The organism is Serratia sp. AR11 (assembly GCF_056376275.1).
In genome coordinates, this window is record NZ_CM150739.1 from 3825322 (window position 1) to 3852255 (window position 26934).

At 57.8% G+C, this 26934-nt stretch carries 23 protein-coding genes; 5 read left to right on the top strand and 18 right to left on the bottom strand.

Annotated elements, in window-relative coordinates; genetic code table 11:
* Positions 1-24 precede the first annotated feature (24 nt).
* Positions 25-1458, top strand: a complete 1434-nt coding sequence (gene pdxR / locus ACSOSI_RS18000) for a MocR-like pyridoxine biosynthesis transcription factor PdxR (RefSeq protein WP_476705892.1) — start codon at positions 25-27, stop codon at positions 1456-1458.
* Between the two features lie 25 nt (positions 1459-1483).
* On the opposite strand, the gene ACSOSI_RS18005 is transcribed toward pdxR, so the two are convergent.
* Positions 1484-2380 (bottom strand): endonuclease/exonuclease/phosphatase family protein, encoded by an 897-nt coding sequence (locus ACSOSI_RS18005; RefSeq protein ID WP_112363895.1) that lies wholly within the window; start codon positions 2378-2380, stop codon positions 1484-1486.
* Between the two features lie 214 nt (positions 2381-2594).
* Between ACSOSI_RS18005 and pepT the strand changes: the two genes are divergently transcribed.
* Positions 2595-3827, top strand: a complete 1233-nt coding sequence (gene pepT / locus ACSOSI_RS18010) for a peptidase T (RefSeq protein ID WP_476705893.1) — start codon at positions 2595-2597, stop codon at positions 3825-3827.
* A 45-nt stretch (positions 3828-3872) separates the two neighbouring features.
* Here the strand turns inward: pepT and ACSOSI_RS18015 are convergent, their stop codons facing one another.
* Positions 3873-4985 (bottom strand): SLC13 family permease, encoded by a 1113-nt coding sequence (locus ACSOSI_RS18015; RefSeq protein WP_112363893.1) that lies wholly within the window; start codon positions 4983-4985, stop codon positions 3873-3875.
* Between the two features lie 157 nt (positions 4986-5142).
* Between ACSOSI_RS18015 and apbE the strand changes: the two genes are divergently transcribed.
* A complete protein-coding gene (gene apbE, locus ACSOSI_RS18020; RefSeq protein ID WP_476705894.1) occupies positions 5143-6174 on the top strand; it encodes an FAD:protein FMN transferase ApbE in 1032 nt (343 codons plus the stop codon).
* 201 nt (positions 6175-6375) lie between these two features.
* Here apbE and ACSOSI_RS18025 read toward each other — a convergent pair whose 3' ends face one another.
* The 7 genes from ACSOSI_RS18025 to fabB all read right to left on the bottom strand — a co-directional run bounded on the left by ACSOSI_RS18025 (position 6376) and on the right by fabB (position 14876).
* On the bottom strand, positions 6376-9495 hold the full coding sequence (locus ACSOSI_RS18025; RefSeq protein ID WP_476705895.1) for an efflux RND transporter permease subunit: 3120 nt from the start codon (positions 9493-9495) through the stop codon (positions 6376-6378).
* Complete coding sequence (locus ACSOSI_RS18030) at positions 9492-10943, bottom strand: efflux RND transporter periplasmic adaptor subunit (RefSeq protein WP_476705896.1); 1452 nt, start codon at positions 10941-10943, stop codon at positions 9492-9494. Before ACSOSI_RS18030 ends, ACSOSI_RS18025 begins: the two co-directional genes overlap by 4 nt.
* Positions 10943-12199 (bottom strand): TolC family protein, encoded by a 1257-nt coding sequence (locus tag ACSOSI_RS18035; protein WP_476705897.1) that lies wholly within the window; start codon positions 12197-12199, stop codon positions 10943-10945. The genes ACSOSI_RS18030 and ACSOSI_RS18035 overlap by 1 nt, the downstream gene beginning before the upstream one ends.
* A gap of 10 nt (positions 12200-12209) precedes the next feature.
* Positions 12210-12533, bottom strand: coding sequence for a copper-binding protein (locus tag ACSOSI_RS18040; RefSeq protein WP_012146079.1), 324 nt, complete (start codon positions 12531-12533; stop codon positions 12210-12212).
* Between the two features lie 68 nt (positions 12534-12601).
* Positions 12602-13024 (bottom strand): hypothetical protein, encoded by a 423-nt coding sequence (locus ACSOSI_RS18045; RefSeq protein ID WP_112363890.1) that lies wholly within the window; start codon positions 13022-13024, stop codon positions 12602-12604.
* Positions 13025-13228: 204 nt separating this feature from the next.
* Entirely contained in the window at positions 13229-13450 is a 222-nt protein-coding gene (locus ACSOSI_RS18050) for a putative periplasmic lipoprotein (RefSeq protein ID WP_004947462.1), read from the bottom strand.
* A gap of 211 nt (positions 13451-13661) precedes the next feature.
* On the bottom strand, positions 13662-14876 hold the full coding sequence (fabB, locus tag ACSOSI_RS18055) for a beta-ketoacyl-ACP synthase I (RefSeq protein ID WP_012146081.1): 1215 nt from the start codon (positions 14874-14876) through the stop codon (positions 13662-13664).
* A 170-nt stretch (positions 14877-15046) separates the two neighbouring features.
* Here fabB and mnmC point away from each other — a divergent pair, with 170 nt between their 5' ends.
* Positions 15047-17068, top strand: coding sequence for a bifunctional tRNA (5-methylaminomethyl-2-thiouridine)(34)-methyltransferase MnmC2/FAD-dependent 5-carboxymethylaminomethyl-2-thiouridine(34) oxidoreductase MnmC1 (gene mnmC, locus ACSOSI_RS18060; protein WP_476705898.1), 2022 nt, complete (start codon positions 15047-15049; stop codon positions 17066-17068).
* Between the two features lie 44 nt (positions 17069-17112).
* Here the strand turns inward: mnmC and ACSOSI_RS18065 are convergent, their stop codons facing one another.
* The 6 genes from ACSOSI_RS18065 to prmB all read right to left on the bottom strand — a co-directional run bounded on the left by ACSOSI_RS18065 (position 17113) and on the right by prmB (position 21765).
* The gene (locus tag ACSOSI_RS18065) at positions 17113-17394 is read right to left on the bottom strand and encodes a YfcL family protein (protein WP_012146083.1); all 282 of its coding nucleotides are present in this window, start codon (positions 17392-17394) and stop codon (positions 17113-17115) included.
* 31 nt (positions 17395-17425) lie between these two features.
* Complete coding sequence (locus tag ACSOSI_RS18070) at positions 17426-17983, bottom strand: elongation factor P hydroxylase (protein WP_012146084.1); 558 nt, start codon at positions 17981-17983, stop codon at positions 17426-17428.
* Positions 17984-18047: 64 nt separating this feature from the next.
* Positions 18048-18848, bottom strand: a complete 801-nt coding sequence (locus ACSOSI_RS18075) for a sulfite exporter TauE/SafE family protein (protein WP_012146085.1) — start codon at positions 18846-18848, stop codon at positions 18048-18050.
* 3 nt (positions 18849-18851) lie between these two features.
* Complete coding sequence (mepA, locus tag ACSOSI_RS18080) at positions 18852-19679, bottom strand: penicillin-insensitive murein endopeptidase (protein WP_012146086.1); 828 nt, start codon at positions 19677-19679, stop codon at positions 18852-18854.
* Between the two features lie 5 nt (positions 19680-19684).
* Positions 19685-20770, bottom strand: a complete 1086-nt coding sequence (gene aroC / locus ACSOSI_RS18085; RefSeq protein WP_012146087.1) for a chorismate synthase — start codon at positions 20768-20770, stop codon at positions 19685-19687.
* 62 nt (positions 20771-20832) lie between these two features.
* Entirely contained in the window at positions 20833-21765 is a 933-nt protein-coding gene (gene prmB / locus ACSOSI_RS18090; protein ID WP_037410747.1) for a 50S ribosomal protein L3 N(5)-glutamine methyltransferase, read from the bottom strand.
* Between the two features lie 170 nt (positions 21766-21935).
* Here prmB and smrB point away from each other — a divergent pair, with 170 nt between their 5' ends.
* Positions 21936-22466 carry an endonuclease SmrB gene (gene smrB / locus ACSOSI_RS18095; RefSeq protein ID WP_012146089.1) on the top strand — a complete coding sequence of 177 codons (531 nt, stop codon included), beginning with the start codon at positions 21936-21938 and terminating at the stop codon, positions 22464-22466.
* A gap of 65 nt (positions 22467-22531) precedes the next feature.
* Here smrB and sixA read toward each other — a convergent pair whose 3' ends face one another.
* The 3 genes from sixA to fadI form a co-directional block, all read right to left on the bottom strand.
* Positions 22532-23014, bottom strand: a complete 483-nt coding sequence (sixA, locus tag ACSOSI_RS18100) for a phosphohistidine phosphatase SixA (protein ID WP_012146090.1) — start codon at positions 23012-23014, stop codon at positions 22532-22534.
* Positions 23015-23419: 405 nt separating this feature from the next.
* Positions 23420-25585 (bottom strand): fatty acid oxidation complex subunit alpha FadJ, encoded by a 2166-nt coding sequence (fadJ, locus tag ACSOSI_RS18105; protein ID WP_476705899.1) that lies wholly within the window; start codon positions 25583-25585, stop codon positions 23420-23422.
* Positions 25585-26895 carry an acetyl-CoA C-acyltransferase FadI gene (fadI, locus tag ACSOSI_RS18110; protein WP_012146092.1) on the bottom strand — a complete coding sequence of 437 codons (1311 nt, stop codon included), beginning with the start codon at positions 26893-26895 and terminating at the stop codon, positions 25585-25587. The genes fadJ and fadI overlap by 1 nt, the downstream gene beginning before the upstream one ends.
* Between the last annotated feature and the right edge of the window lie 39 nt (positions 26896-26934).

A 26934-nucleotide genomic window follows, 5' to 3' on the forward strand; every position in this document is an offset into this window, starting at 1 on the left:
TTTCGCCCATTGATAAGTCCCATTATGGCCAGCACGCTACTCACTCTTTTTCACCTGCCGGAACACGCCAACGGGACCTTACGTGAGCGCGTATGCAGCACGCTGCGCCGGGCTATCCATAACGGGACGTTGATCAGCGGGCAACGTTTGCCCTCATCCAGAGTACTGGCGGCAGATTTAGCGATCTCACGCGTGACCGCCGAGGCGGCCTACGGCCAACTGGAGGCCGAGGGCTATCTACAGCGCCGGGTGGGTCAAGGCACCTTCGTGGCGGCTGGCATCGTCAAATCAGTGCCTGTAGCCAAAGTCAGCGGCGAGCCGCGTCTGTCACTGCGCGGCCGACAGATCGTACAAACCGGGGGCTGTCGCGATCCCCAACAGCCCTTGCCCTTTGCCGCCGGTTCGCCGGATCTCCGCGCCTTCCCGCTAAAACTGTGGAAACAGCTCACCGCACGGCAGTTAAGCCTGCGGGGCGAAACCCTGATGCGCTATGGCGATCCACAAGGTTATCTGCCGTTACGCGAGGCCATAGCCGGTTATATCAGCCAAGCGCGTGGCGTTAATTGTGATGCACAACAAGTGCTGGTACTGACCAGCTCACAGCAGGCCCTGCAGTTGATTGCCACCCTGCTGTTGGATCACGGTGATAAGGTTTGGATGGAAGAGCCCGGTTATCGCGGAGCCAGGAACGCCTTTACCAGCGCTGGCGCCGAGCTGGTACCGGTCAGCGTTGATGAAGCCGGGATACGGCAGGATGAACAACTTCCGACACCGCGGCTGATTTATCTGACACCTTCGCATCAATACCCCACCGGCGTGGCGCTCAGTCTGGCACGCCGTCTCGAACTGTTGGCACTGGCGCAACGCCAGCGGGCCTGGATTATTGAAGACGATTATGACAGCGAATTTCACTATGACGGCCAGCCCATGCCTGCGATGCAAGGATTGGACCGACGCGGCAACGTGCTTTATCTTGGCACCTTTTCCAAGGTGTTGTTTCCCTCACTGAGGCTGGCCTATTTGGTGGTGCCCCCTGCGTTGGCGGAACCCTTTACCACCGCACGCACGGTTTACGACGGCCACAGCGCCCAACTGACGCAGGCGGTAACCGCCGAGTTTATCCAGCAGGGGCATTTTGCCGCTCATATCCGCTATATGCGTCAGTTGTACCGCAGTCGTCGTGACCGGTTATTGGAGGAGGTGCAGGAAAAACTGGGGCATTTTGCCACCCCACAACCGGCAAGTGGCGGATTGCAACTCAGCGTTTGGCTGCCACCCGGTCAGGAAGTGGCTCTCTCTCGTCAGGCGCAAGGCCTGGGTGTCGTGACGCCAGGGCTGGCAGCCCAGTATCTCACGTCAGCCGGGCGGCGCGACGGTTGGCTGTTGGGCTTTTCGGCCCTGACACCCGGTGAAATCCGCGCCGCCATCGAACGACTGGCACGGATCTCACCCGTTTAAGCTGACAATACTGCTTTTGATTAAATTACTGCTCGGTCAGCCGCAGTTCGGCAACCACCGGCAGGTGATCGCTGACCGCCGGCCAGTGAATGCCGTTCCAGTCGCCGCTGGCGTTCGGCACCGTCAGGCTGTCCAGATGCCAGCGCTGGGCATTGCCGCTAAAGATGTAGTCGACCTTGATTTCGGCATTTTCCGCCGGCCAGCTGCGGCCATCTTGCGCGGCAGGCATAATGTCGTTCCAGTAGCGGCTGAGTTCGGTCCAGGTAACGCTGCCCGGAACGTCGTTCATATCGCCAAACAGCAGCTTGATTCCGCGCATTTCGATGGTGCGATCGTTCAACTCGCGCACCTGCTCCAAACGCATGGCCGGATCTTCTTTAGTATCCAAATGAGTGTTGATCAGCGTAATCGGCGCCGGAAACTCGGGCACGTCGGTCTGGGCGCTGAAGGCGATGCGTTGTTCACGCTGACCGGAGGGCAGCGGGTAAATCTTGCTGTCATGCAGCGGATATTTTGACAGGAACGCCAGGCCATATTCACCGCCGTCATAATCAATCGCGCGGCCAAATACCACGTGCATACCGGTCAGTTTGGCCAGTTCCTCAGCCTGATCCAGCTTGCCGCTGCGGCCGGTCAGCTTGTCTACTTCCTGCAGCGCCACCACGTCAGCGTTCATCGCCTTGATCGCCTTGGCGATGGCGGTCATATCACTGACTTTACCGGCGGCAATATTGAAGCTGGCTACGCGGATCTTCGGTGCCTGCTCCAGGCTATAGGTTTTGTTCTTCAGGCCGCCAAGTGCGCTGGCCACTTCGCGGCTATTGGCGTTGCTGTTGGCATGGCCACCGTCGGTGGAGGACCAGGCAGTCTGAGAGATTCCCAGGGATAACAAAGAAATAAGCAAAGCGTGACGTGAGCGCATGAATTCTCCTTTAGCATTCAGATTGTTGTTGGGGCATCCGCACCCCAGAGCTAACAACGATTTTGCCGTAGTTACCCGCGACTATTTCCTAGTTGCCCCGCTATTTTTTTATTCTGCGCGGTGTCTCGCATTCCGACGGCTAAAGCATTGCACCATTGGACAACCGGCTGATTTACCATTAAAACCGATAGACCGCTTACCGAGAGGATCCCGCATGACCAGCGCCATAGCCGAACAGCTCACCGAACGTTTCTTCCGTTATCTGGCGGTAACCAGCCAGAGCGATGCCGCCGCCACGGCCCTGCCCAGTACTCCGGGTCAGCACGATATGGCCAAACTGCTGGCAGCCGAACTGCGCGAATTGGGGATGACTGATGTGCAAATTGATGAGCACGCCACCGTAACCGCACGTAAACCCGGCAACCAGCCCGGTGCGCCGCGCATCGGTTTTATTACCCATATTGATACCGTTGACGTCGGCCTGTCGGCAGATATTCACCCACAGCGCCTGCGCTTTAGCGGCCAGGATCTGTGCCTGAACGCAGAGCATGACATCTGGTTGCGCACTGCCGAGCACCCGGAGATCCTGGCCTACCCGAATGAAGAGATTATTTTCAGCGACGGTACCAGCGTACTCGGCGCCGATAACAAGGCGGCGGTGACGGTAGTGATGACCCTGCTGGCTAACCTGAGTGCCACCGACCGTCACGGCGATATCCTGGTGGCCTTTGTGCCGGATGAAGAGATTGGTCTGCGCGGTGCCAAGGCGCTGGATCTGGCACGCTTTGACGCAGACTTCGCCTATACCATCGACTGCTGCGAACTGGGCGAAGTGGTGTATGAAAACTTCAACGCCGCGGCAGCGGAAATCCGCATCGAGGGGGTGACCGCTCACCCGATGTCGGCCAAGAATGTGCTGATCAACCCGATTCTTATCGCCAACGACATCATCAATCAGTTCGACAGCCGGGATACGCCGGAGCATACCGAGGGCCGAGAAGGCTATTTCTGGTTCAACGACCTGACGGCCAACGCCAACCTCGCCACGCTAAAAGTGTCGATCCGTGATTTTGATCTGGCGAGTTTCAATGCGCGTAAAGAGCGTATTCAGGAGGTGGTCCGGCAGGTGGCGGCAAACTATCCGCGTGCGAGGGTAAGCTGTAGCGTCACGGATATCTACAGCAATATCAGTAACTCTATCGGCGAAGATAAACGTGCCATCGAACTGATTTTCGGCGCCCTCGCCGCCCATGGTATTCCACCAAAGGTGATCCCAATGCGCGGAGGTACCGACGGTGCGGCGTTATCCAGCCGCGGGCTGGTGACCCCCAATTACTTCACCGGTGCGCACAATTTCCATTCGCGCTTTGAATTTCTACCGGTCAGCGCCTTTGTGAAGTCCTATCAGGTCACCCGCAGCATCTGTTTGCTGGCCGCACGCGGCTAACGGACGCGCCAGAGGAGAGCGGTATTTCAAGTAGAAATATCGCTCTTAAGCCAGCAACCAGCCGAGCAAACCACTCCATGCCAGCAGTGGCAGCGAGTAGTAATGGAATTTCAGCCAGATTTTTCGCTCACCCGCCATCCGCAGTGCAATCAGGTTAGCCAGTGAACCGATCGCCAAGCCAAAGCCACCGGCGTTGACCGCATAGGCCAGCAGTTGGCTGGAAGGCACGTAGTTAAGCAGCAAAATGGTCGCCGGCACGTTGCTGATCACCTGCGAAAGGCCGATCCCCAGGGCATAAATACCGCCCTCGCCCAGCCTGGCGATGTCAGCAAACCAGGGCTGAACCGCCTCAAGGCGGGTGAACAGCCCCACATCGATAAACATGGCGATAAAGACAAAAATCAGGCTCCAGTCAATCTGCAACAACACCCGGCGTGCCAACAGTAAAAAACCGGCGAACACCGCCAACAGGCCGTACAGCGGCAGATCGATATCCAGACACAGCAGAAAAATCACGTACAGTGCCACGCAGCTCAGCAACAGGCGTCGCTGGTAAGGATAACCTTCGGTATGTGGAGCTTTAACGATCTCCCGCGCCGGGAAACTGAACCAGGTTAACAGCAGCAGGCTGGCCAGCATCGCTGCGCCAAAGGGCGCCATCTGGGCAATAAAGGCCAGAAACGACAGCGAGGATTTACTCCACAGCAAAATATTCTGCGGGTTACCAATCGGCGTCAGCAGCGAACCGGCATTGACCGCCAGCGCCTGAAAGATAATCAGCCGGCTAATCGGCAGCGAAGACAGTTTTTTCAGCGTGATGGTCAGCGGAATAACGATAAACAGCGCCACGTCGTTGGTCAGGAATGACGACAACAGCGCGGCTGAAAACACCAGAAACAGCGCCAGCCGCCGTTCGCTATGCAACGTATTGACTATCTTGCGGCCAATAAAGTCAAAATAGCCGCTGACCTCAACCCCCTTGGTCAGCAGCATCAGTCCCAGCAGGGTAATAATGGTGCGCCAGTCGATAAAACCGCTGAGCGCAGGCAGTTGTTGCGGATTAATAGCCAGCATCAACACGCCGGCCACCAGCAGAATATGTAAAAAACGATCTTTCAGGAACGGCTGGAACAGCCGGACCAGGGAATTTGAACTCATGTTGAGCGCTTCTAAAAAACAACCGGGGATCAGGAGCCAGAAGTTAGCCCAAGCGCGACGGCAACGCCAGTAAAATGCTCTTTTACCTTTATCTGCTTTTCATTCGCCGCACTTTGCTTTATTTGTAGCGCCTTTCCCAGATTTGAAGGATTTCTTTATGGCTAACGTTTTCGCCAAAGGGCTGTTACTGAGCATGACGCTCGGCTTGCTGACCGCCTGTAATGACCAGAATACCCGCCCGCAGATGGACATCGACGGCAAAACCATGGGCACCTTCTACAGCGTCAAGGTCAGCGGTGATGTGGCAGTCGATAAACAACAGTTACAGCAGCAGATCGATGCCGTGCTGGAACGCGCCAACGACGATATCTCCACCTACCGCAATGATTCGGTGCTGTCGCGCTTTAATCAGAGCAGCAGCACAGAGCCACAGCCGATCCCACGCGGCATGGCGGACATTATCCTGATGGCCCAACGCATCGGCCGCGACACTCAGGGCGCAATGGATATTACCGTCGGCCCGCTGGTCAATTTGTGGGGCTTCGGCCCGGATAAGCGAGTGGTCAAGGTACCGAGCCAACAACAAATAGAAGCGGCGCAAAAGAACGTCGGCTTGCGGCACCTCAAACTGATCGCTGACAACCACGGCGAATGGCTGCAAAAAGACTTGCCTGAAATGTATGTTGATCTCTCAACGCTGGGTGAAGGCTATGGCGTTGACCAGTTGGTGCAATTGATGGCGCGCAACGGCATCACCAACTATCTGGTCTCGGTTGGCGGTGCGGTTTCCTCCCGCGGCGTTAACGGCCAGGGCAAAGCCTGGCGGGTGGCGATCCAAAAGCCTACCGACCGCGAAAATGCAGTACAGGCTTTGGTGGATTTACAGGGTTATGGCATCAGTACCGCCGGTAGTTACCGCAACTATTTCGAACAGGATGGCCAGCGCTATTCGCACGTCATCGATCCCACCACCGGCCGGCCGATAACCCACCGTCTGGTGTCCGCCACGGTGATCGCCCCGACCGCGCTGGAAGCCGACGGTTGGGATACCGGACTGATGGTGTTGGGGACGGAAAAGGCCCTGAAACTGGCGCAGGAAAAAGGGCTGGCGGTCTATCTGATCAGCAAAACCGACGAGGGATTCAGCGCCGTGATGACACCGCAGTTTAAAGCCTTCCTGGTAAAGTAATTTCTGGTTCGGTATTAAGGGGCGCAGCATACCGCGCCCCTTGAACGACTGACAAAGCCCGTTATTAGGGAGAGCGTGCCGAAGGGGTCGTAACGGCCTTGGCCGTCGGAGTGCCCCTCGGTGCGCTAGGCCCGGGTATCTCGAGCTAGAAAACACTTTGTCATCAATCTCGGGGGCGCAGCATACCGCGCCCCCGCTCCATCATCCCTTACGGTGCAACAACAAATACACCACCGGCACCACCAGCATCGACAGCAGCGGTGCACTGACCATGCCGCCAATCATCGGTGCCGCAATGCGCCGCATCACCTCCGAGCCGGCACCATCGCCCCACATAATCGGTAATAACCCGGCCATAATGGTGGCGACGGTCATTACTTTCGGCCGCACGCGCAGTACCGCCCCCTCGCTAATGGCCGCCATCAGCTGTTGTTGGGTTAACGGTTGCCCCGGCTGACGGTGTTTTTCCAGCGCATGGTTCAAATACAACACCATGATCACGCCAAACTCCGCCGCCACGCCCGACAGGGCAATAAAGCCGACGGCCCCGGCCACCGAAAGATTGTAGTTCAGCAGGTACAGCAGCCACACGCCGCCGATCAGCGCAAAAGGCAGCGTCGCCATGATCAACAGCGCATCGCGCACGTTGCTGAAGGTGACAAACAGCAGCACGAAAATGATCGCCAGCGTCACCGGCAGCACGATTTTCAACTGGGCGCTGGCGCGTTCCAGATATTCAAACTGTCCGGACCAGCTCAAAGAGACACCGGCCGGTAACCTGACCTGCTGCGCGACCGCCTGCTGCATTTCTTCCACCGCCGATTTAAGATCGCGTCCGCGCAGATCGACATAAATCCAATTGGAGAGCCGTGCGTTTTCACTTTTCAGCATTGGCGGCCCTTCGGTCACCCGAATATCCGCCAACATCGACAACGGCACCTGACCTCCACTGGCCGTGAGTACCGGCAATGCCTGCAGTTGTTGCACCGAATCACGGATTTCGCGTGGGTAACGCACATTGATCGGATAGCGCGCCCGCCCCTCAATGGTTTCGCCAATGTTTTCACCGCCCACCAGCGTCGCCACCATCGATTGCAGTTCCTTCACCGAGACGCCATAGCGCGCAGCCCGCTGACGGTCGATATCAATATCCACATAGCGCCCACCGGTGATGCGCTCTGCTAATGCCGAGGTGACGCCCGGCACCCGTTTCACCACTTGTTCAATCTGCCCGGAAATCCGTTCGATATCGGCCATGTTATTGCCGTTGACCTTGATGCCGACCGGGCTTTTTATGCCGGTGGCCAACATATCCAGCCGATTTCGAATGGGTGGCACCCAGACGTTGGCGATGCCCGGCACCTTGACCACGCTATCGAGCTCCGCCACCAGTTTGTCCATGGTCATGCCCGGCCGCCATTGGTCACGCGGCTTGAAGCGAATGGTGGTTTCCAGCATGGTCAGCGGCGCCGGGTCGGTAGCGGTTTCCGCCCGCCCTGCCTTGCCGAATACCGTCGCCACCTCCGGCACGGTTTTGATCAACCGGTCGGTCAGTTGCAGCAGCCTGCTGGCTTCGCGTGCCGACATGCCCGGCAATGACGATGGCATATACAACAGATCGCCTTCATCGAGCTGAGGCATAAATTCGCTGCCCAACCGGCTAAGCGGATACAGGGTCAACAACAGCAACAGTAACGAAACCCCGAGCGTGGTTTTCGGGCGTGCCAACACCGCCGCCAGCACCGGCTGGTAGCAACGGATCAGCCAGCGGTTGATCGGGTTGGCATGCTCATCGGGAATGCGGCCACGGATGAAGTAACCCATCAACACCGGCACCAACGTAATGCCAAGCCCGGCCGCCACCGCCATGGCGTAGGTCTTGGTGTAGGCCAGCGGAGAGAACATCCGCCCTTCCTGCGCCTGCAGGGTGAAGACCGGAATGAAGGACAACGTGATAATCAGCAAACTGCAAAACAGCGCCGGCCCCACTTTCACCGCCGCCTGCTCCGAAATGCGCCAGTAATCCGTTGACGTCGGTTGTTGTCCTGGATGACGCTGTCGCCACTGTTCCAGCACCTTATGCATGTTCTCGATCATCACGATCGCCGCATCCACCATCGCCCCTATCGCGATGGCTATCCCGCCCAACGACATGATATTGGCGTTCACTCCCTGATAATGCATCACCACAAAGGCACCGAGAATACCCAGCGGCAACGTGATCATCGCCACCAGCGCCGAACGGAAATGGAACAGAAACAGAGTGCAGACCAGCGCCACCACGATAAACTCTTCCAGCAGCTTGTGGGACAGGGTTTCGATGGCGTGTTCAATCAGCTGAGAGCGATCGTAAACCGTAACGATTTCCACTCCCGGCGGCAGCGTCCGCTGAACCTCCTGCAGTTTCACCTTCAGCGCGTTAATGGTTTCCAGCGCATTTTTACCGTAGCGCATCACCACAATGCCGCCCGCTACTTCCCCTTCCCCGTTCAGTTCCGCCACGCCCCGGCGGATCTCCGGCCCTTCGCGCAGCGTCGCCACCTGCGACAGCAGGATCGGCACACCATCGCGCACGGTGATCACCACATTGGCAAAATCACTCAGTTTTTTCAGGTAGCCCGAGGTGCGCACCATGTATTCCGCCTCGCCCATTTCCAGCAGCGCCCCGCCGCCTTCCTGGTTGGCGTCCTGAATGGCCGTCACCACCTGTTGATGGGTGATATTCAACGCACGCAGGCTTTGTGGGTCCAACACCACCTGATATTGGCGCACCATACCGCCCACGCTGGCCACCTCTGCCACGTTAGGGACGGTTTTAAGCTCAAACTTCAACGTCCAGTCCTGTAATGCACGCAGGTCGGCCAGGCTGTGCTTGCCGGTTTTATCCACCAGGGCATATTCGTAAACCCAGCCCACACCGGTGGCATCCGGCCCCAGCGCCACCTTCACCTGCTCAGGCAATGAAGATTGCACCTGACTGAGCGATTCCAGCACCCGCGAACGCGCCCAGTAAAGATCGGTGCCGTCCTCAAACAGCACATAGACGTAGGCATCGCCAAACATGGAAAAACCACGCACCGTTTTGGCCCCCGGCACCGTCAACAACGTGGTGGTCAGCGGATAGGTGACCTGATCTTCAATCACCTGCGGTGCCTTGCCAGGGTAAGTGGCACGGACGATGACCTGAACGTCGGACAGGTCCGGCAGCGCATCCAGCGGCGCTTTCTGCAGTGCCCACACACCCCAACCGGCCAACAACACCGAGGCCAATAACACCAGCAGCCGGTTGCGCAGCGACCAGCGGATCACGAATGCAATCATAAGTGGCCTCCGTGCCCGGCATTGATCGGCAGAACCTGGCTGATATGTGAACCGCTGTCGTCGACGCTAAAGTGAATTTTTACCCGGTCGCCAGGCTTGATGCCTGCCGGTAATCCCCCCGGCGGCAGAGCAAAATCCATGGTCATCGCCGGCCACTGCAATTCAGGCACTGGTCCGTGGGACAACGTCATGGTGTCGCCATTGAGTGCCTCAATCACCCCTTCGGCCTGATACTGTTTAACTTCGGTTTGTGCCGCCATCTGCGGCAAGGCACTGCGCATACTGGCCTCGGAGTCGATCAGGAACTGACCGGAGGTCACCACCTGTTGCCCGGCGCTCAGCCCGCGTTTGATCTCCACCCAGCCATCCTGTACGCGCCCGGCCACCACCTCCACCGGCGTGAAATGGCCGTTACCTTCGGCAACCAATACCCGGTTACGATCGCCGTTATCTATCAGCGCCTCCTGCGGGATTGCCAGCACCGGTTTGCCGACGGCGTTCTGCGATAGCGTCAGTTGCAGGTACATGCCTGGCCGCAGCTTTTGCTGAGGATTCTTTAACAGGATGCGCGCTTTGAAGGTGCGGGTTAGCGGATCGACATTGGCCAGCAGTTCGCTCACCTCGCCTGCAAACCTTTCCCCCGGCCAGCTGGCAGAGGCGGCCTGCACCTTGTCACCCACCTTGAGTAACCCGGCCCGCGCCTGCGGATAGTCGGCCACGATCCACACCGGATCCAGCCTCGCCAGCTCAAACAACCCCTGCGCCGCGGTCACCTGAGCGCCCTCAAGCACGCTTAGCTTGTTCACATATCCGCTCTCCGGCGCCACTATCTTAATACGTGGCTCGGGCTTGCCCGTGCGCTCAACCTGCCGTATCACCGCCTCGGGCATAAATAACAGCTGCAACCGCTGGCGGGCGGCGGCGGTCAATGCGCGATCGCCCAGTTGCCGTATCGCCAAATACTCCTGCTGCGCCGCACTCCACTCCGGGATCCACAACTGTGCCAGCGGCTGGCCTTTTTGCACCTGCTGCTGGCTGGCACGGACATAGAGTTTTTCCACCAGCCCATTGGCACGGGCGGCAATAATCTGCACCCCACGCTCATCCGTCGCTACGCTGCCAAAAGCGTCAAGCTGCTGATCCAACGCGCGCAACTGAGCGGTCTCAATACGTACCCCCAGATTCTGCTGCTGGCGCGCGCTGATGGTCACACCGCCCTGCGTCTCGGCCTCATCGGCATAGCGCGGCACCAGTTGCATATCCATAAAGGGGGATTTCCCCGGCTTATCAAAGCGCTGGGCAGGCATCATCGGATCGTACCAATACAGTACCTGTCGTTCCGTTTTGTCTGGCTGCGGCGCGGCCTCCCCCGCTGAACCCAACCCATATCCGGCCAGCCCACCGCCGATTAACGCCGCTAACAGCGCCAGCTTAAATGGCATTCTCATTACATTGCCTCCTGAGGGGTGAGATAGCGGATGGCAGCCCAAATCTGCGCCAGTCCACGGGCGGCTTTACCGGCGCTGAGGCGGCTGTCGAGCAGCGCCCGCCGTGCCTCCAGCAGCGCAGACAAGTCGCTTTTTCCACTGCGATATTGCGCCAACAGCAAAGTCACTCGCTGTTGCTGCAGGGGGATCGCTTGTTGCTGCTGTCGCTGCCATTGCGCCTGCGCCGCCTGGTACTGTGCCAACAGCGTGTCGAGCTGCGCCTGATGATCGCGGATCAGCAACGTCAGCCGATCGTTGGCCTCCATGTTGCGGGACACGTCAGCGGCATAGTCTTTATCCTGCCGCTGCGAACGGAACAGCGGCAGATCAACGGTAAACATCACCCCGGCCAGATCCTCATAATCGTCGGCGCGCTTGCCGTAATACACCTCAACCCCCACGTCCGGTATGGCCGCCACCTCTGACTGTGCCGAACGCGCCCTGGCCACGTCGGCCTCGCGACTGGCCTGCTGCACCTCAGGATGTTGTTTGATCGCCTGGCGCAAGACGTCGCTGTCGGCCGGCAAACGTTCAAAGCGTGGCATCGCCCCGGCAGTATCCGTGGTTGCCTGACCGGTCAGTTGAGTCAGGCGTGCCTGCGCTACCGCAACGTCGCGCTGTGCCTCACTGATGCGGTCCTGCATGGCCAGTAGCGTCAATCTGGCGTCCAGCACGCCGCTGGCAGGAGTGCCGCCACCGGCCACACCGGCATGCTGAGTGGCAATTTGACGTTCACTCTCCGTAACCAGTGCGGTGGCGTCACGCAAGGTTTGCCGGCTCAGTGCCAGTTCCAGCCACGCCTGCGCGGTTTGCTGCTGCAAACGGGCACGGATGGTAGCGCTGCCGGCATCCGTCTGGCTGGCTTCGGCACGCAGGGTATCCGCCTTGCGCTGGCGTTTGGTACTGCTGACGTAATCCTGCATGATGCCGACCCGCCCCATCGTCATGCCTTCGCGGGTGAGTCGCCGGGCGTTGCCACCCTGTACCGGCACGTTTTCAATCCCGAACTTCAACTTGGGATCGGGCAATTGCATCGCCGAATCCGCCATGTTCTCCAGGGCATTCACCTGATGCCGATTGGCCGAAAGTTCCGCCGAATAACGTTCAGCCGCCGTCAACGATTGTTGCAGCGTCAATTCCGCTGCCAGGCTGGCCGGAGCCCAACAGGCAAGCAGCAGCCAGCCCACCCGTAATGGGTGAGAAAAGATAATGGTCATGACGCCTCCGTTATTGCCGAGCGGTTGCGATAGCAATCAGCCGATAACCGCCGTCGACCGGCAGGAAGCTGAAATCAACCGCCGTTCCCACAGGCAGTACGGTGAGCGATGGCGATGAGGGGAGCTGGAAACTCATGGTCATGGGCGGCCAGTTGAGCGCCGGAATGGCCTGGTGGGCGATGGATACCTTGCGCTCATCCCAGGCCTTGATGACGCCCTGGCTATGGATTTCGACGGTAGGTTTTACGGCAGAATGCTGCATCGCCATATCAGCGGCGCTGACGGCAGAGGAGAAAAACAGGGTGATCAGTACAGCGGCAAATAAATTACGCATAACGGGTACTCCATTTAATAGTTAACAAACGCGGGTGGCCGTCAGGGACGGCAAAACGGTTGTCAGAGCTATTCACGGAACCGGCAGAAAACAATCTCCGCCGGCGGGCCTGTTATCGGTGGCGTTTGCCAGGTGTTAAGTGGGATAGAAAGTGACGGGGAAGGAGCAATAACGGCCAATTCGCTGCTGACCGGCAGGGCGGCTAACGTCAGGCTGGCATGATCCTGTTGGGCGGACTCAGGGACACAATGTTTCTCGCACAGCGGCCCCTGGGTTTGCATCTGGTCTGACGAAGGCAGGCTGTTTTGCATATGCATCATATGCTGGGCCATGGGGGCTTCACCGCTGAACTGCAGGTTGCAATTATGGCTGGCCAACGCCAATTGGGTATTCAACAACAGCCAACTGACGACCAATAGCCATGCACAGGCCCGCTTTTTAGCGAAGCGCAAACGGTGCATGGATAAAGAGATGGACGCCAAAGCCGACATCAGGTGATTCCAGAGTGTGGGATAGCCGGAGTATATCGGCCAAGTGCCTGCGCAGGAATGGAATTTACACCCGCTGACAAAGCCGTGTTTGCCAACTGACTGGAAATAAAAATACTTTGATATCAATCAACCGGCGGTGTCTCAGCCAAAGAAAAACCCAGCGCGGAGGCTGGGTTTTATACGGGGAAACTCACCGACGGAAGGTTATTTGGTTAACGCGATAATACCCAGCGTCAGACCGGCAACCGCCGCTGCACCACCGGCGATAGCGCCTGCGGTTTCCCAGTTATCCTGAGTGGTGCCTTTCATACAGGTGTTGGTGTGCACCAAACGCCCCTGATCGTCATAGACCGGGACACAAGGTGATTCAGTCGCGCACCCAGCCAAAAATACCGACAGCAGCCCAACTGCAATTAACTTTTTCATACTATTGCCTCAATGTTCGGTCACTCTGAAATGCTACGCCGAGTGATATTCGCGCTATTGAGCCATTGTATGCGCAAAAGGCTGAACGAAGCGTTAATGATCCGTCAGAAGATGTAATTTGAGATAACTCCGAGCGGCCAACCGGCAGGATCGACAGGCATTAAAAAGCCCGCGAAAAGCGCGGGCTTGATCCACAATCTTGAAGCCGGAGTTACTTCTGCAGCTTACGCATTACAAGCGTGGCGTTAGTGCCGCCGAAACCGAAGCTGTTGGACATCACGGTAGTCAGCTCGCGTTGAGTCGGCTGAGTCACGATGTTCATGCCTGCGGCTTTCTCATCCAGGTTTTCGATGTTGATGCTCGGCGCAATAAAGCCGTGCTCAACCATCAACAGGCTGTAGATCGCTTCCTGCACGCCGGCGGCGCCCAGTGAGTGACCGGTCATGGCCTTGGTGGAGGAGATTGCCGGGGTGTTGTCGCCAAACACTTCACGAATAGCGCCCAGTTCTTTCACATCGCCAACCGGCGTAGAAGTCCCGTGCACGTTCATGTAGTCGATTGGGGTGTCAACGCCCTGCATTGCCATCTTCATGCAGCGCACTGCGCCCTCGCCTGATGGCGCAACCATATCGGCACCGTCGGAGGTCGCACCGTAGCCGATGATCTCAGCGTAGATGTGTGCGCCACGCGCCAGAGCATGTTCCAGCTCTTCTACTACCACCATACCGCCGCCGCCGGCGATGACGAAACCGTCACGCGCTGCGTCATAGGTACGGGAAGCTTTTTCCGGGGTGTCGTTGTAGCTGGTGGACAGAGCGCCCATCGCATCGAACTCACAGGCCATTTCCCAGCACAGTTCTTCACCGCCGCCGGCAAAGACTACGTCCTGCTTGCCCAGTTGGATCAGTTCAACCGCGTGGCCAATGCAGTGTGCAGAGGTTGCGCAGGCAGAGCTGATGGAATAGTTAACGCCACGAATTTTGAACGGGGTTGCCAGGCAGGCGGAAACGCCTGAAGCCATGGCTTTGGTCACCATGTACGGGCCAACGCCGCGCAGGCCTTTGGCACGCATGCCGTCGGATCCGGCAACCTGGTTGCGCGGAGAGCCGCCACCTGAGCCAACTACCAGACCGGTGCGATCGTTGGAAACCTGATCGGCAGCCAGACCTGAGTCTTTGATGGCTTCTTCCATGGAAAGATAGGCATAAACGGACGCATCGCTCATAAAGCGCATCACTTTACGGTCGATCAGACCGGTGGTGTCCAGTTTAACATCGCCCCATACGTGACTACGCATGCCGGAATCTTTCAGTTCCTGGGAGAAAGTGATCCCAGAACGTCCTTCCTGCAGGCTCGCCAGGACCTCCTGCTGGTTGTTACCAATGCTGGAGACGATTCCCAGGCCAGTAATCACTGCACGTTTCATTCAGTACCTCTTCCACATTTTTACATTCGGGATTTTGCATCGCACTTTAGCGTACAGATGTACGCCGAACAAGTCCGATCAGCGTTTTTCAGCTTTATTCTTATCCAGTTTGCGCCATAGCGCCAGCGCCGTTAGAATCCCGTCACCCCTTGAGTTACGAGCAACCAACCGTGAGCCACGCCCCGATCCAAACCGCAGCGTTATCCTGGAATGAACAGGGTACACCTGTTTCGAAACAGTTTGATGACGTCTACTTTTCTAATCAGGATGGGCTGGAAGAAACCCGCTACGTGTTTCTCAAGGGCAACCGGCTGCCGTCACGTTTTGCCGAACACCCTCGCCCGCTGTTTATCGTGGCGGAAACCGGCTTCGGCACCGGACTTAATTTTTTAACCCTGTGGCAGGCCTATGCCGATTTTCATGCCACAACGCCGGATGCCACGCTGCAGCGGCTGCACTTTATCAGCTTTGAAAAATTCCCGCTGCTGCAGGCCGATCTGGCGGCGGCACATGCCCGTTGGCCAGAGCTGGCTCCCTATGCCGACGAGTTACGCGCCCAATGGCCGTTGCCGCTGCCGGGCTGCCACCGCCTGTTGCTGGCGGAAGGCCGCATTACGCTGGATCTGTGGTTCGGTGACGTGAACGAATTGCTACCGCACTTCGACGCCAGCATGCACCGCCAAATCGATGCCTGGTTCCTCGACGGCTTCGCCCCGTCGAAAAATCCGGATATGTGGACCGAGCAATTGTTCGCCGCCATGGCGCGCTTTGCCCGGCCGGGGGGCAGCCTGGCCACCTTCACCGCAGCAGGTTTTGTTCGGCGCGGGCTGCAGCAGGCCGGATTTGAAGTCATAAAAAGCAAAGGTTTCGGCCAGAAACGTGAAATGCTGATTGGCGAGTTGCCTGCCGATGCACCAGCGGTGGCCCATCCCACGCCCTGGTTACTGCGCCCGGCAGCCGACAATACCGACGATATTGCTATCATTGGCGGCGGCGTTGCCAGCGCCTTGACTGCCCTCGCCTTGCTGCGCCGTGGTGCGAAGGTCACGCTGTATTGTGCCGATCCTCAGGCGGCCGAAGGGGCATCGGGCAACCGTCAGGGAGCGCTTTATCCGTTGTTGAACGGTCGGGGAGATGCACTGGAAAACTTCTTCAGCGCCGCTTTCCTTTTTGCCCGCCGCCAGTACGATGCGCTGGTAAAACAGGGCGTGACGTTTGACCACCAGTGGTGTGGCGTCAGCCAATTGGCCTATGATGAAAAAAGTGCCGGGAAGATTGCCAATATGCTGGCAGTTGAATGGCCACAACAACTGGCCGTGGCGGCCGATCGCACCACGCTCAGCGCCCTGTGCGGTATCGACAGTGGTTTTGGCGGCATTAACTACCCACAGGGTGGCTGGCTGTGCCCGGCCGAGCTGACGCGCAATGCGATAGCCCTGGCGCAACATCAGGGGTTAAGCTGTCACTATGAGTCTGACGTCCAAGCCCTGGCCGCCACCGACACCGGCTGGCAGCTCAGTTTCAACCAGGGGGAAACCCGACAGCATGCGACGGTGATCCTGGCCAACGGCCACCGGCTTGGCGAACTGGCGCCCAGCGAAGCGCTGCCGGTTTATGCGGTGCGCGGTCAAGTCTCCCATATTCCCACCACCCCAGCGCTGAGCGAATTGAAACAGGTGCTGTGTTACGACGGCTATCTGACGCCGGTCAATGTCAACAACCAACAGCACTGCATCGGTGCCAGTTACCAGCGCGGCGAAACCGCCACCGAATACCGCGAGGAAGAACAGCAGGACAACCGTGCTCGCCTGCTGCGCTGCCTGCCGGAGCAGAGTTGGCCAGCACAGGTTGATGTCAGCGGTCAGCAGGCCCGCTGCGGCGTGCGCAGCGCCACCCGCGATCATCTACCGATGATCGGCGCAGTACCGGACTATCAGGCTACGCTGACGCAGTATCAGCATCTGCAGCGCCAGCATCAACGCGGCGAGGCTATCGCCAATGCACCGAGCTATCCCAATCTGTTTGTGATTGGCGCGTTGGGTTCGCGTGGGCTGTGCTCAGCACCGCTGGCGGCGGAAATTTTGGCGGCGCAGCTGTTCGGCGAACCCTTGCCGGGCGACGCAGACATGCTGGCAGCATTGAATCCTAATCGGATGTGGGTAAGGAAACTACTGAAGGGACGTGCGGTTTAATGGCGGTGTTACGAGGCGCTGTTATCAGCGCCTCGTAAAACGGATCAGGCGGTCGGCAGTGCGGTTTGGTACAGATTTTCCCACATGCCATACACCAACACCTGGTCCGGCGGCGACAGCTCACCGGCAGCAATGGCTTTATGCAGGCTGCTTTCCACCTGCGTTTTCAGCGCTTCGGCGCTGTGTTCGCCCAGCTCTTCCACTTCGGCAACCGCCAGCGTCAGATGACCGCGCAGGTAGCCACCGGCAAACAGTTCATCATCGCTGGCGTGCTCTACCATGTCATCAATCAGCGCCAAAATGCGCGCTTCGAATTCTGCGATCATCAAATTTCCTCATTAAATAACAAACTGACGGTCAGTTGAGATCTTCCGGATAGGGGAAAAGCTCAGCCGTCAGCGGTGGCGTATTGTAAAACGATTGTAACGCCTGAATAAAGCGCGCAGGTCTTGTGGGTATTCCCTGTTCCAACAGCAACAGTACCCGTTCGCGTACCTTACGCTGGAAGGCGATGCGATCCGGTTCGCAGTCACCGTTCAGGTTGTCGCAACTGACGTTGAACGGGAATCCCGCCGCCACGCAGAACATCCACTCCAACGACTGCGGTTTAATTTCTACCGCTTCAAATTCGCTTTGCGTCTGTGCGTCGCGCCCGTCCGGGCAGTACCAGTAACCGAAATCGACCAGTTTACGGCGCTGCTCACCGGCAATGCACCAGTGAGAAATCTCATGCATGCCGCTGGCGTAATAGCCGTGAGCGAAGACAATGCGGTGGTACGGCAGTTGGTCGTCGGCCGGCAAATAAATCGGCTCATCGTCGCCTTTAACCAGCCGGGTGTTGTAATCATCGCTGAAGCACTGATTAAAGATATCAATCAGCTGTTCGTATTGATGGGTAGCCTGTGTGTCTGACATAAACAAATCCAATAACCACAAAAATAAAGCGGTAATTATTTCATGTTACCGCTCGCTTGGCATGCTAAAAATGCAGCGCCAGCCACTGCTGAATTTCCGTACCGTGATTGTCGTACAACAGCTTGCAGCTCATCACCAGAGAAACGATGACGATCATCGGGCGGATCAGCTTTTGCCCACGGGTCATCACCATATGCGCCCCGAGGCGCGCCCCCAGCACCTGCCCTACCAACATCACCAGACCGATACTCCACACCACCTTGCCGCCGATGATAAACAACACCAGGCTGCCAAAATTGGAAGTGAAGTTCAGCACCTTGGCGTGAGCGGTGGATTTGGCCAGGTTAAAGCCGCACAGCGTCACATAGGCCAGCGCGTAGAAGGAACCGGCGCCAGGGCCAAAGAAGCCGTCATAAAAGCCCACGCAGCCCCCGGCCACCAGCCCGAACGGCAAGGCGCTCAAACGACGCTGTCGGTCACTCTCCCCCAGACGTGGGGTCAGCAGAAAGTACAGGCCGATGCCGATCACCAGTAACGGCAACATTTGCCGTAGCAGATCGGCACGCATGTGCTGCACCAGGATCGCCCCGGCGACAGAACCGATCAGCGCCAACAGAATTGTCAGTTTTTGATCGTTGAGATCAACGGCTCGTCGGCGGATGAAGTACAGGCTGGCGGATAAGGAACCACCCACCGACTGCAGTTTATTGGTTGCCAGCGCCTGCGCGGGAGACACTCCCACCGCCAGCAGTGCCGGTACGGTCAACAACCCACCCCCACCGGCAATGGAGTCGATAAAGCCCGCCAGCAATGCCACCACAAACAAAACCCCGAGCATCTCGGGGCCAACGACGAACCAATCCATTTATTATTCCGCAGCGAAATGGTTATTCAGCAAAGCCTGACAGGTAGGCGGTAATGGCGGCGGTACCGGTTTACCCGGCTTGGCACTCGGCTGATGCGGAATGAACCAACTTGCCAGTTCGGCACCACAGCCGTCGCCCGGCGGTGGGGTATCCTGTTCTTTACACTCCAGGCTACCGGCCGGACAACGCAGGCGCACATGCATGTGCGCACGATGGCCAAACCACGGCCGCACCTTGTGCAACCAGTCACGATCGGCACCGGCATCCAGGCACAGGCGCTGCTTGATCGCCGGGTTGACGAAGATCCGCGTCACTTCCTGATCCTGCGCCGCCGCTTTGATCAAGGTTTCAATCTGCGGCTGCCACTGGCGTGCGACCACCTGCTTGCCGTCACTGGAAACCAAGTCGATCGGTTGCGGCTTCAGCAATTGCTGTGCACTCCAGCGTTGACGCGGCAACTGTAACCAGATGTCGACATCAAGCCCTGACTGATGGCTGGCATGGCCACTGCTGAAGCGGCCACCGGCCGGCATCGCCATATCACCAATCAGTACCGTACCGAGGTTTTTTTGGTTCGCCTTACTGCTCAGGCGCTGGATAAACGCCAGCAGATCCGGATGGCCGAAATAGCGGCGTTGATCGGGGCGCATCACCTGATAATCCGGCGAGTTCAACGGCAGCGGCTGGGCACCGATAATGCAACCATTGGCAAAACCACCCACCGCCTGCGGTGAACCGGCCACCGGGTTCTCGATTTTCTGCCACGGCGTCAACGCCATGGCGGAGCCCGAAGCCATCAGGGCAAGGATGCCCAACATCCAGTTTTTCATGGTGATTACCAGCGTGGGACGTTAGAAACTACATCACCGTTCTGCGCACGTTGGCGCAACAGGTGATCCATCAGCACAATCGCCATCATCGCTTCGGCAATTGGTACCGCACGGATGCCTACGCAAGGGTCATGGCGACCACGGGTAACCATTTCCACCGCTTCGCCCTGGCGATTGATGGTTCTGCCAGGCACCATGATGCTGGAGGTCGGTTTCAGCGCCAGATGGGCGATCACCGCCTGCCCACTGCTGATACCGCCGAGGATGCCGCCCGCATGGTTGCTCTGGAAACCTTCCGGGGTGATTTCATCGCGGTTTTCGCTGCCGCGTTTGGTCACAACGCTAAAGCCGTCGCCAATTTCCACGCCTTTTACCGCATTGATGCTCATCAGCGCATGTGCCAAATCCGCGTCAAGGCGGTCAAACACCGGTTCACCAAGGCCTACCGGCACGTTTTCTGCCACTACGCTGACCTTGGCGCCAATGGAGTCGCCCTCTTTCTTCAATGCGCGCATCAGTTCGTCCAGGGCTTCCAGCTTGTCCGGATCCGGACAGAAGAACGGGTTCTGTTCGACCTGCTCCCAGTCTTTCAGCTCGCAGACCACGTCGCCGATCTGCGCCAGATAGCCACGCACCTGTACGCCAAATTTCTGCTGCAGGTATTTCTTGGCAATCGCCCCCGCTGCAACACGCATGGCGGTTTCACGCGCCGAAGAACGGCCGCCGCCACGATAGTCGCGCACGCCGTATTTTTGTTCGTAGGTGTAGTCTGCATGCCCCGGACGGAACACGTCTTTAATGGCACCGTAGTCCTGCGAGCGCTGGTCGGTGTTTTCGATTATCAGCCCGATGCTGGTACCGGTAGTCACACCTTCAAACACGCCGGAAAGAATACGGACCTGATCCGGCTCGCGGCGTTGGGTGGTATAACGCGAGGTGCCTGGACGGCGGCGGTCCAGATCGTGCTGCAAATCAGCTTCGGTAAGCGGAATGCCCGGTGGCACACCGTCTACGATACAGCCCAGCGCCACACCGTGAGATTCACCAAATGTGGTGACGCGGAAAATCTGCCCAATACTGTTTCCTGCCATCGCGGATCCTTACCCTTAATTATTATCTTTGTTGGGCCCGCGAGGACAGGCCCGGAGAATGCTTAGCTGCGGTAGAGGCTGAAATGCTCTTTGCAATCTACCAGTTGCTGTTTGGTCAGCATGAACACCCCGTCACCGCCGTTTTCAAACTCCAGCCAGCTGAACGGAATATCCGGATACTGTTCCATCAGATGTACCATGCTGTTACCCACTTCACAAATCAGCACGCCGTCGTCGCTCAGGTAATCCGGCGCACAGGCCAGAATGCGACGCACCAGCTTCAGACCGTCGCTACCCGCCGCCAGACCCAGTTCAGGTTCAAAGCGGAACTCTTCCGGCAGATCGGACATGTCTTCTGCATCAACGTACGGTGGGTTGGTGACAATCAGATCGTACTGGATCGCCGGAAGATCGCGGAACAGATCGGAACGGATCGGAGTCACCTGCTGTTCAACGCCCAGCGCCTGAATATTGCGCTCGGTCACCGCCAGCACGTCGGCGGAGATGTCTACCGCGTCCACTTCCGCATCCGGGAAAGCATAGCCGCAGGCAATGGCAATACAGCCGCTGCCGGTACACATGTCGAGAATATGGCTCGGCGAATGAGGGATCAGTGCGCTGAAGCGATCGTTGATCAATTCGCCAATCGGGGAACGCGGTACCAGCACGCGTTCATCGACATAAAACTCCAGGTCGCAGAACCAGGCTTTGTTGGTCAGGTAGGCTACCGGAATGCGCTCGTTGACGCGGCGGATCACGCGTTCAACGATGCGGTGGCGTTCGCTGGAGGTCAAACGTGCAGTGTGCATGTCCTCTGGAATATCCAGCGGCAGGAACAGGCTTGGCAGCACCAATTGCACCGCTTCGTCCCACGGATTATCGGTTCCGTGACCATAGTAGATATCGGCGGCGTTAAAACGGCTTACTGTCCAACGCAGCATATCTTGAATGGTGTGCAGTTCATTCACTGCTTCCTCGACGAAAATTTTGTCCAATTTGCCCTCCGGCAGGCACTGTGATTCATGATTTAGCCGCATAGTTTGCCATGAAGCCCGCGACAAATCACGCTAACCCCTTGCGCTTTTCATTTTGGCGCGAATTTTGCGTCGACAGATACCCGCGACACGGTAAACTACCGCGATAAATGATTTCCGGTGAATGAAAAATGAAGAACAAGCACCCTCTGAGCAAAGATGAATTGCAGCTCTTCAGAGAGTCGGTAGTAGACGCAAAAAAGCTGCGTCAGGACACCATTGTCCACCGTAAACCCAAGCCAAAAACCAAACAGATTGCCCCGCAGCGCCTGCTGCAGGAACAGGTGGACGCCAGTCATTATTTCTCGGATGAATACCAACCGCAGTTGGAAGAGGAAGGCCCGACGCGCTATGTTCGCCCCGGTTACAGTGCTTTTGAGCTGAAAAAACTGCGCCGCGGTGACTATTCACCGGAGCTGTTTCTCGATTTGCACGGCCTGACCCAAATGCAGGCCAAGCAGGAACTGGGCGCACTGATCGCCGCTTGCCGCCGCGAACACGTGCACTGTGCCTGTGTGATGCACGGCCACGGCAAGCATATCCTTAAACAGCAAACACCGCTGTGGCTGGCGCAGCATCCCGACGTATTGGTGTTCCACCAGGCTCCCAAGGAATGGGGCGGGACCGCGGCCATCTTGCTGCTGGTCGAACTGGCCGAGTAAACTGCAGAAATGACAAAAGGGCGATATTTAACATCGCCCTTTTGTTTGGAACCGGCCTGCGGCCCCTACACTTTAGCCATCACCTGCGACGGACTGACCTGCCATTCAAATTTACCGTAGCTACCGTCTGCCGCCAAATCAACGTTGGCGATTGCCGAGGTGGCAAACATCGGTGGACATTCACCCGGGCAAAGCTCAGCCACCAGGTAACCCACCAGCGGCAAGTGAGAGACAATCAGCACCGAGCTGATCCCCTGCTGTGCCAGCACCTGCAAATAACTGCCCACCAGGCTGGCGTCCCCGCCCGGCGTCAACTCAGGCAGCACTTCTTCGCTCGCCGGCAAGGTCAAGGCTTCGCGCACCGTGGCCAGCGTCTGCTCGGCCCGCAGATAGGGGCTGACCAGCACTCGTTCAATATCCACAGACTTGGTATTTAACCAGGCCGCCATCTGACGTGACTCATCACGGCCACAAACAGTAAGAGGTCTTACCGAATCGCTGGCCGCATCGAGTGCCGCCTCTCCGTGACGCATAATCAAAACTTGCATATTGCACCGCTGTTGTTGACAAAATAACGCTATACAGAAACGCCGAGCGTGCTGTATCGCCGAGTTTTACAACCCCAAAGCAAAAGCTTTGAAACGATAACGCGCCGTCTCTCTATGGCGGCCGGGCATTTTGCCTGAAAGTTCACGTAAAGAAAACGCTGTTTTTTACATCAAAGGCGTCTCGACACGAATTCAATGCTCACATAACAACCAATTCAACAGGTTAAATTTTAACCTTCTCAACATGAATTTTATTGATGGCGGCAAGTTTTACACCGCCATCGGGCTACGTTACCTCGTCCCTATCCCCCTGTACAGCGAGTGGAATTGCCGGTAGTGCAAGGAGTGATAACGATCACAAAGCCCCTTGATCCTACTCTAGTACAAATCACGTCACCGCGCTGCTCAAGACCCCTGCGGATAGAAGCGCTCGCCCTGCTGGGCCATGCGCTGCAAACGTTCACAGGGCGCAAAATATTCCCCGTGCTGGCGCTGCAGGTACTCCAGCGTTTTAACCACCTTCTCGACACCCAGCTGATCCATATAACGGAATGGCCCGCCAAGGAACGGTGGGAAGCCAATACCGAACACTGCGCCGATGTCACCGTCGCGTGCGCTACGGATCACACCTTCATCCAGACAGCGCGCCGCTTCGTTCAGCATCATCATCACGCAGCGCTGGGCAATAACCGCCTGCTGCAAATGCGACTTCGGTGTAATGCCAAGCAGAACATATACCGAGGTATCGGCGCGTTTGTGCCGCTGACGTTGCTGGCCTTCGCTCGGATACAGATAGAAGCCACGGCCGTTCTTGCGCCCTTTACGTCCGTCTTTCAGCACCGCATCGAAGGCCGCCGGGGCGGCAAAGCGCGGACCCAACTGCTCCACCAGTACCGGACTTATCTTGGTACCGACGTCAATACCCACTTCATCGAGCAGGGTTATTGGCCCGACCGGGAAGCCGAAATCGACCAGCGCCTTGTCCAGAGATTCGATCGGCTCGCCTTCCAACAGACAACGCGCCGCTTCATTTATATAAGGAGCCAAAATGCGGTTAACGTAGAAACCGGCGCGATCGGCAACCACAATCGCCGTCTTGCCCTGCTTGTGCGCCAACGCCACGGTGGTGGCAATGGTTTCTTCGCTGGTCGTGGCATGGGGGATCACCTCCACCAGCGGCATTTTATCGACCGGGCTGAAATAATGCAGGCCGATCACCTGCTCCGGCCGCTGCGCCTTGGCGGCAATCTGGCCAATCGGCAGCGATGACGTATTGGAGGCAAAAATAGTGTGCGGGGCCGCGTGTTGTTCGATTTCGGCCACCATCTGCTGCTTGAGCGACAAATCTTCAAACACCGCCTCAATCACCACGTCCACCTGATCAAAACCGGTGTAATCGGTCGAACCGGAGATCAGCATCATCTGTTTTTGTCGCTCTGCCGGGCGCATGCGTTTGCTGCGAACCCGTTTGCTGAGCACATCCCAGCTGTATTTTAATGCGTGGTTAATGCCCGTTTCGTTAACGTCTTTAATTCGTACCGGCAGGCCGCCGCGCGTAGCGGTCACGCAGGCAATCCCTCCGCCCATCAAGCCGCCACCGAGGATACCGATACGATGCAATGCGTGAGGTTGCGCATTGCCACCGCGCTCTTTCTTCAACGCGGTAGAGGCAAAGAACAGGCTGCATAACGCCGCTGACTGCGGGGTCATAGCCAGCTCGCCGAAGGCTCTGGCCTCGGCTTCATAACCGCTGGCGCTACCACTATCCAAGCCGGTACGCACCACCTGAATAATGCGCTCCGCCGCCGGATAGTTACCGTGCGTTTTCGCCAGCGTTTTCTTACGTACAATGCTGAACAGCAGGCTTTTACCCAAGGGGCCGTTGAGCAAACGCTCCTGCCATGGCAATTCGCGTCGGCTCTGCCAGCCCTGTTTGACTCGTTCGATGGCGGTCTGCAGCAAGATCGATTGTGGCACCGCGTCGTCCACCAGCCCCAGACGCAGCGCCTGACGCGCCCGAATGTGTTTGCCGGTCAGGATCATGTCCAGCGCCTTGCTGGCACCAATCAACCGCGGCAAGCGCTGAGTGCCGCCGGAACCCGGCAGCAAACCCAACTGAACTTCCGGCAGACCGAGTGCGGTTTTATCATCCAGTGAGCAGACGCGGCCGTGGCAGGCCAAAGCCAGCTCCAGGCCGCCACCCAGGCAGGCACCGTGAATGGCTGCCACGACCGGAACCTGGAATGCTGCAATCTGTGCCAGGGTGCTTTGGCCTTTTTTCGCCAGCGTTTCGGCTTCTTTGGCTGTGGTACAGGCGGCAATCATGGTGATATCCGCACCGGCAATAAACGAGTCCGGCTTGCCGGAAACGATCACCAGCCCTTCCAGCGCTGGATGCTGCTGCGCGCGGATCAGTACGTCGTTGACCTGTTCGACAAACTCGGCCTTCAGCGTATTGACCTTCTCGCCGGGGACATCAATGGTGATCACGCCTATGTTGTCCGGACGTATCGTCAGCTGAAAGGCTGAGGGTTTGGCTCGCTGTTCGTGCAATGCGTTTTCAAAACTCATTATTCCACCTCTACGATCATTGCGGCCCCTAACCCCCCGGCCGCGCAGGCGGTGGTCAACCCCAGCCCGCCACCACGGCGTTTCAGCTCGTGCAGCGTTTGGGTGATCATGCGCGCGCCGGTAGCGGCAAACGGGTGGCCATAGGCGATTGAGCCGCCCAATACGTTGAATTTATCCATATCCACTTCACCAATCGCCCGGCTGCGACCCAATTTTTGCTGGGCAAACTCGTCACTGGCAAACATCTTCAGGTTGGCCAGGGTTTGTGCGGCGAAAGCTTCATGCATGTCGATAAGCGTCAGATCCGCCAGGCCGATACCGGCGCGATCCAACGCCAGCGGCGTGGCGTAGGACGGCCCAAGCAACATATCTTCCCACACGTCGATGGCGGAGAAGGCAAAGCTGCGCAGGTAGCCCAGCGGCTGTAAGCCCAGCTCTTTCGCCCGCGATTCACTCATCATCAGTACCGCCGCCGCACCGTCGGTCAGGGGGGTGCTGTTGGCTGCGGTAACGCTGCCATGCTTGCGGTCAAATGCCGGTTTCAGCTTCGCGTACGAAGCCAGGCTGGAGTCTTTGCGGACGTTGTTGTCTTCGCTAATTTGGGTGCGATACGGCGGCACGTAGGCGGTCATCACCTCATCGTGCAGCAGCCCCTGTTCCCAGGCTTTGGCCGCTAACTGATGCGAGCGGTGCGCCAACGCATCCTGCTCTTCACGGGTGATGCCGTGGCTTTTCGCCATTTGTTCGGCGGTATCGCCCATTCGCAGACCCGTAGAGTATTCCGCTACCGCCGGAGGAACCGGCATCAGATCACGGAACTTCAGTCGACTGAACAATTTGAGGCGCTGTGACAGGGTTCGGGCCTTGTTAACGTCCACCAGCGTGCGTGCCAGCGCTTTGCTGACGCCAATAGGCAAAACGGAAGAAGAGTCAGCGCCGCCGGCAATACCGATGCTGATGCTACCGGCCATGATGCTTTCCGCCACGTTGGCAATCGCCTGGAAACTGGTGGCGCAGGCACGCGACACGCTGTAGGCATCGGTATGCACGCTCATGCCGGTACCGAGCACGATTTCACGCGCAATATTCGGCGCTTCAGGCATTTGCACCACCTGGCCGAACACCAGTTGCTCGATCAGCGCTGGATCGATGCCAGTGCGGGCCAACAGTTCACTCACCGCCGTTTTACCCAAATCTACCGCCGGAATACCGTGATAAGCGGTCGCCTGTTTGGCAAAGGGGGTGCGCAGTCCATTTACAATCGCAATACGGTCACCGTGACGGGTCACCAACGGCAGTGCCTTACTCATAAACGCTCCTGAAGAGAATAACGTCAGCACAACGGCCAA

Excerpts from the sequence above, each read along its gene's own strand:
- apbE (WP_476705894.1), top strand. The coding sequence starts at position 5,143 with ATGGCTAACGTTTTCGCCAAAGGGCTGTTACTGAGCATGACGCTCGGC.
- ACSOSI_RS18045 (WP_112363890.1), bottom strand. The coding sequence starts at position 13,024 with ATGTCGGCTTTGGCGTCCATCTCTTTATCCATGCACCGTTTGCGCTTC.
- ACSOSI_RS18040 (WP_012146079.1), bottom strand. The coding sequence starts at position 12,533 with ATGCGTAATTTATTTGCCGCTGTACTGATCACCCTGTTTTTCTCCTCT.
- fabB (WP_012146081.1), bottom strand. The coding sequence starts at position 14,876 with ATGAAACGTGCAGTGATTACTGGCCTGGGAATCGTCTCCAGCATTGGT.
- ACSOSI_RS18070 (WP_012146084.1), bottom strand. The coding sequence starts at position 17,983 with ATGTCAGACACACAGGCTACCCATCAATACGAACAGCTGATTGATATC.
- aroC (WP_012146087.1), bottom strand. The coding sequence starts at position 20,770 with ATGGCAGGAAACAGTATTGGGCAGATTTTCCGCGTCACCACATTTGGT.
- ACSOSI_RS18050 (WP_004947462.1), bottom strand. The coding sequence starts at position 13,450 with ATGAAAAAGTTAATTGCAGTTGGGCTGCTGTCGGTATTTTTGGCTGGG.
- pdxR (WP_476705892.1), top strand. The coding sequence starts at position 25 with ATGGCCAGCACGCTACTCACTCTTTTTCACCTGCCGGAACACGCCAAC.
- fadI (WP_012146092.1), bottom strand. The coding sequence starts at position 26,895 with ATGAGTAAGGCACTGCCGTTGGTGACCCGTCACGGTGACCGTATTGCG.
- ACSOSI_RS18075 (WP_012146085.1), bottom strand. The coding sequence starts at position 18,848 with ATGGATTGGTTCGTCGTTGGCCCCGAGATGCTCGGGGTTTTGTTTGTG.
- fadJ (WP_476705899.1), bottom strand. The coding sequence starts at position 25,585 with ATGAGTTTTGAAAACGCATTGCACGAACAGCGAGCCAAACCCTCAGCC.
- mepA (WP_012146086.1), bottom strand. The coding sequence starts at position 19,679 with ATGAAAAACTGGATGTTGGGCATCCTTGCCCTGATGGCTTCGGGCTCC.
- ACSOSI_RS18005 (WP_112363895.1), bottom strand. The coding sequence starts at position 2,380 with ATGCGCTCACGTCACGCTTTGCTTATTTCTTTGTTATCCCTGGGAATC.
- smrB (WP_012146089.1), top strand. The coding sequence starts at position 21,936 with ATGAAGAACAAGCACCCTCTGAGCAAAGATGAATTGCAGCTCTTCAGA.
- ACSOSI_RS18015 (WP_112363893.1), bottom strand. The coding sequence starts at position 4,985 with ATGAGTTCAAATTCCCTGGTCCGGCTGTTCCAGCCGTTCCTGAAAGAT.
- ACSOSI_RS18030 (WP_476705896.1), bottom strand. The coding sequence starts at position 10,943 with ATGAGAATGCCATTTAAGCTGGCGCTGTTAGCGGCGTTAATCGGCGGT.
- ACSOSI_RS18025 (WP_476705895.1), bottom strand. The coding sequence starts at position 9,495 with ATGATTGCATTCGTGATCCGCTGGTCGCTGCGCAACCGGCTGCTGGTG.
- sixA (WP_012146090.1), bottom strand. The coding sequence starts at position 23,014 with ATGCAAGTTTTGATTATGCGTCACGGAGAGGCGGCACTCGATGCGGCC.
- pepT (WP_476705893.1), top strand. The coding sequence starts at position 2,595 with ATGACCAGCGCCATAGCCGAACAGCTCACCGAACGTTTCTTCCGTTAT.
- ACSOSI_RS18035 (WP_476705897.1), bottom strand. The coding sequence starts at position 12,199 with ATGACCATTATCTTTTCTCACCCATTACGGGTGGGCTGGCTGCTGCTT.
- ACSOSI_RS18065 (WP_012146083.1), bottom strand. The coding sequence starts at position 17,394 with ATGATCGCAGAATTCGAAGCGCGCATTTTGGCGCTGATTGATGACATG.